The sequence below is a fragment of the Streptomyces sp. HSW2009 genome (genome assembly GCF_040240285.1).
In the GTDB taxonomy this organism is placed as follows: domain Bacteria; phylum Actinomycetota; class Actinomycetes; order Streptomycetales; family Streptomycetaceae; genus Streptomyces.
Genome location: NZ_JBEHZD010000742.1, coordinates 1 through 3115, shown reverse-complemented (window position 1 = coordinate 3115; position 3115 = coordinate 1). Strand labels below are relative to the sequence as shown.

The 3115-nt window shown below is 74.2% G+C and carries 2 protein-coding genes; both read left to right on the top strand.

What is annotated here, in order from left to right:
* Nucleotides 1-524: 524 nt before the first annotated feature.
* Complete coding sequence (locus AAHZ94_RS31570; RefSeq protein WP_349997139.1) at nt 525-1064, top strand: SigE family RNA polymerase sigma factor; 540 nt, start codon at nt 525-527, stop codon at nt 1062-1064.
* A 306-nt stretch (nt 1065-1370) separates the two neighbouring features.
* Nucleotides 1371-3023 (top strand): long-chain fatty acid--CoA ligase, encoded by a 1653-nt coding sequence (locus tag AAHZ94_RS31565; protein ID WP_349997138.1) that lies wholly within the window; start codon nt 1371-1373, stop codon nt 3021-3023.
* Nucleotides 3024-3115: the final 92 nt, after the last annotated feature.

The following is a 3115-nucleotide window of genomic DNA, read 5'->3' as shown; positions in this document are numbered from 1 at the left end:
CCCCCCCCCCCCCCCCCCCCCCCCCCCCCCCGCCCCCGCCGCCGGGGCGCCCCGCCCCCCCCCCCCCCCCCGGGGGGCGGGCCCCCCCCGGCACCGGGTACGGTCCCGCACCAGCACCGGTACGCTCCGATGCCGCCCCGCGGGGGAGCACGCCGCCTCCGCAGGGAGCGCACCGGCCCCGCCGGGGCACACCCCGGCCGTCCCCGGCGCACACCCCGGCCGCCGCACGCAGAGATCGCGGCGGATCGCGGCCGATCGCGGCGGATCACGGTGGGCCGCGATGGGCCGTGGGTCCCCCCTCGTACTCAGGGATGATTCGGGGTCGAAAGGGTCTCAGCGGCCGGCGTGTCGCGCTCTCCCCGAGGCCCCTGCCGCGCTAGGCCCCGGTGCGCAACCCTGAAAGACCCCGCGCGCCCTCCGCCCGAAGGAGGTGGTGCCAGCACCACCCGTACAACCAGAGGCGGACCTCGCTTCGGCACCTACGGCCGATCCGCAGGGCACCGCGCGCTCCTAGCGTTGAGCCCATGACCACGCCTGTGTGCAACAGCGCATCCACTGCTAGCACTGCCGGGTTCCCGTCGTTCACCTCCTACGTACGGGAGCGCGGGCCGGTGCTGCTGCGTACGGCCCGCTCCCTGACCGCGAACCCCAGCGACGCGGAAGACCTGCTTCAGACGGCGCTCACCAAGACGTATCTGGCGTGGGAGCGGATCGAGGACCACCGGGCGCTGGACGGTTACGTCCGCCGGGCGCTGGTCAACACGCGCACCTCGCAGTGGCGCAAGCGCAAGGTCGACGAGTTCAGCTGCGAGGAGCTGCCCGAGCCCGACCCGGTGCCGGCGCCCGACCCCGCCGAGCAGCAGGTGCTGCGGGACGCGATGTGGCGCGCGGTGGTGCGGCTTCCGGACCGGCAGCGCGCCATGGTCGTCCTGCGGTACTACGAGGACCTGAGCGAGGCGCAGACCGCCGAGGTGCTCGGCGTCTCCATCGGCACCGTCAAGAGCGCCGTCTCGCGCGCCCTCGGCAAGCTCCGCGAGGACCCCGAGCTGAGCCGGGCCGCGTAGCACCACCGACCCGCGTGGGTCCCGCCCCGTACGCCGCGGTGTGCCGTGCCTCCCCGCCGCACGCCGCGGTCCGCACCCCACGGCTCCCCGTGCCCCGGCCCGTACGCGGATGCCCGTACGCCGATGCCACCCCGCGCCCTCCCGCGCGGGCGCGAACGTGGCCCGTGCGGTGCGGCGGGTGGGGGCGGGAGGGATGATCCTGGCCAGGACGTGGCCGGCCCGCGGGAACTAGTGACATGCCGGGCGGTCGGCTGCGATATTCGGCGCATCCCTTACCCGCGCGTAACACCCTTTCGGGAGGCCCCGGTGCAGAGCACGATGCAGGACGTACCGCTGACCGTCAGTCGCATCCTGCGGCACGGTTCGACGGTGCACGGCAACTCGCAGGTCGTGACCTGGACCGGGGACGGCGAACCGGAGCGACGTACGTTCGCCGCGGTCGGGGCGCGGGCGGCGCAGCTCGCGCACGCACTGCGGGACGAGCTCGGGGTGGACGGCGACCAACGGATCGCGACCCTCATGTGGAACAACTCCTTCCATCTTGAGGCGTACCTCGCCGTGCCGTCCATGGGCGCCGTGCTGCACACCCTCAACTTGCGGCTCCCCGTCGACCAGCTCACCTGGATCGTCAATCACGCCGCCGACCGGGTCGTGCTGGTCAACGGTTCGCTGCTGCCGCTGCTCGCCCCGCTGCTGCCGCAGTTGCCGTCGGTCGAGCACGTGGTGGTGGCGGGCCCGGGCGACCGGTCGCTGCTCGTGGACGCCGGGCCGCAGGTGCACGACTACGAGGAACTGCTGGCCGGCCGCCCCACCGACTACGACTGGCCCGAGGTGGACGAGCGCGAGGCCGGCGTGCTCTGTTACACCTCGGGCACCACCGGCGACCCCAAGGGCGTCGCGTACAGCCACCGCTCCCTCTACCTGCACGCCATGCAGGTCAACAACGCCGAGGCGTTCGGGATGACGGTGGCGGACACCATGTTGCCCGTGGTGCCGATGTTCCACGTGAATGCCTGGGGGCTGCCGCACGCCGCGTTCCTCGCGGGCACCAGGCTGCTGATGCCGGACCGTTTCCTCCAGCCGGCGCCGCTGGCCGAGATGATCGCGAACGAGCGGCCGACGCTGGCCGCGGCCGTGCCCACCATCTGGCAGGGGCTGCTGGCCGAACTGGACGCGAGGCCGCGCGAGGTGGCGTCGCTGCGCAGCGTCATCATCGGCGGCAGCGCCTGCCCGCCGTCGCTGATGCGGGAGTACGAGGAGCGGCACGGGGTGCGGGTGGTGCACGCGTGGGGGATGACCGAGACGTCGCCGCTGGGCTGCATCTCGCACCCGCCGCACGGCCTCTCCGACGAGGAGACCTGGGCGTACCGGCTGACGCAGGGCCGCTTCCCCGCCTCCGTCGAGGCCAGGCTCGCCGGCGCGGACGGCACCTTCCAGCCGTGGGACGGGCAGTCGGCCGGCGAACTTGAGGTGCGCGGGCCGTGGATCGCGGCGGCGTACTACGGGGGCGCCGCGGGCGAGCCGCTGCGTCCGGAGGACAAGTTCAGCCCGGACGGCTGGCTGCGCACCGGTGACGTCGGCACCATCACGCCGGACGGCTACCTGACGCTGACCGACCGGGCCAAGGACGTCATCAAGTCCGGCGGCGAGTGGATCTCGTCGGTGGAGCTGGAGAACCAACTGATGGCCCACCCGGACGTGGCGGAGGCGGCCGTCGTCGCGGTGCCCGACGAGAAGTGGGGCGAGCGCCCGCTGGCCGCCGTCGTCCCCAAGGAGGGCGCCAGCGTCGACTACGCGGAGCTGCGCGGCTTCCTCGGCGAGAGCGTCGCGCGCTGGCAACTGCCGGAGCGCTGGACGCAGATCCCGGCGGTGCCCAAGACGAGCGTCGGGAAGTTCGACAAGAAGGTGCTCCGCAAGCAGTACGCGGACGGCGAGCTCACGGTGACGACGCTGGGCTGAGACAGAGGTGGGGGGGGGGGGGGGGGGGGGGGGGGGGGCGGCGCCCCCCCCGCGGGGGCCCACACAGGCGGCGCCGCGCGGCCCCGCCGCGG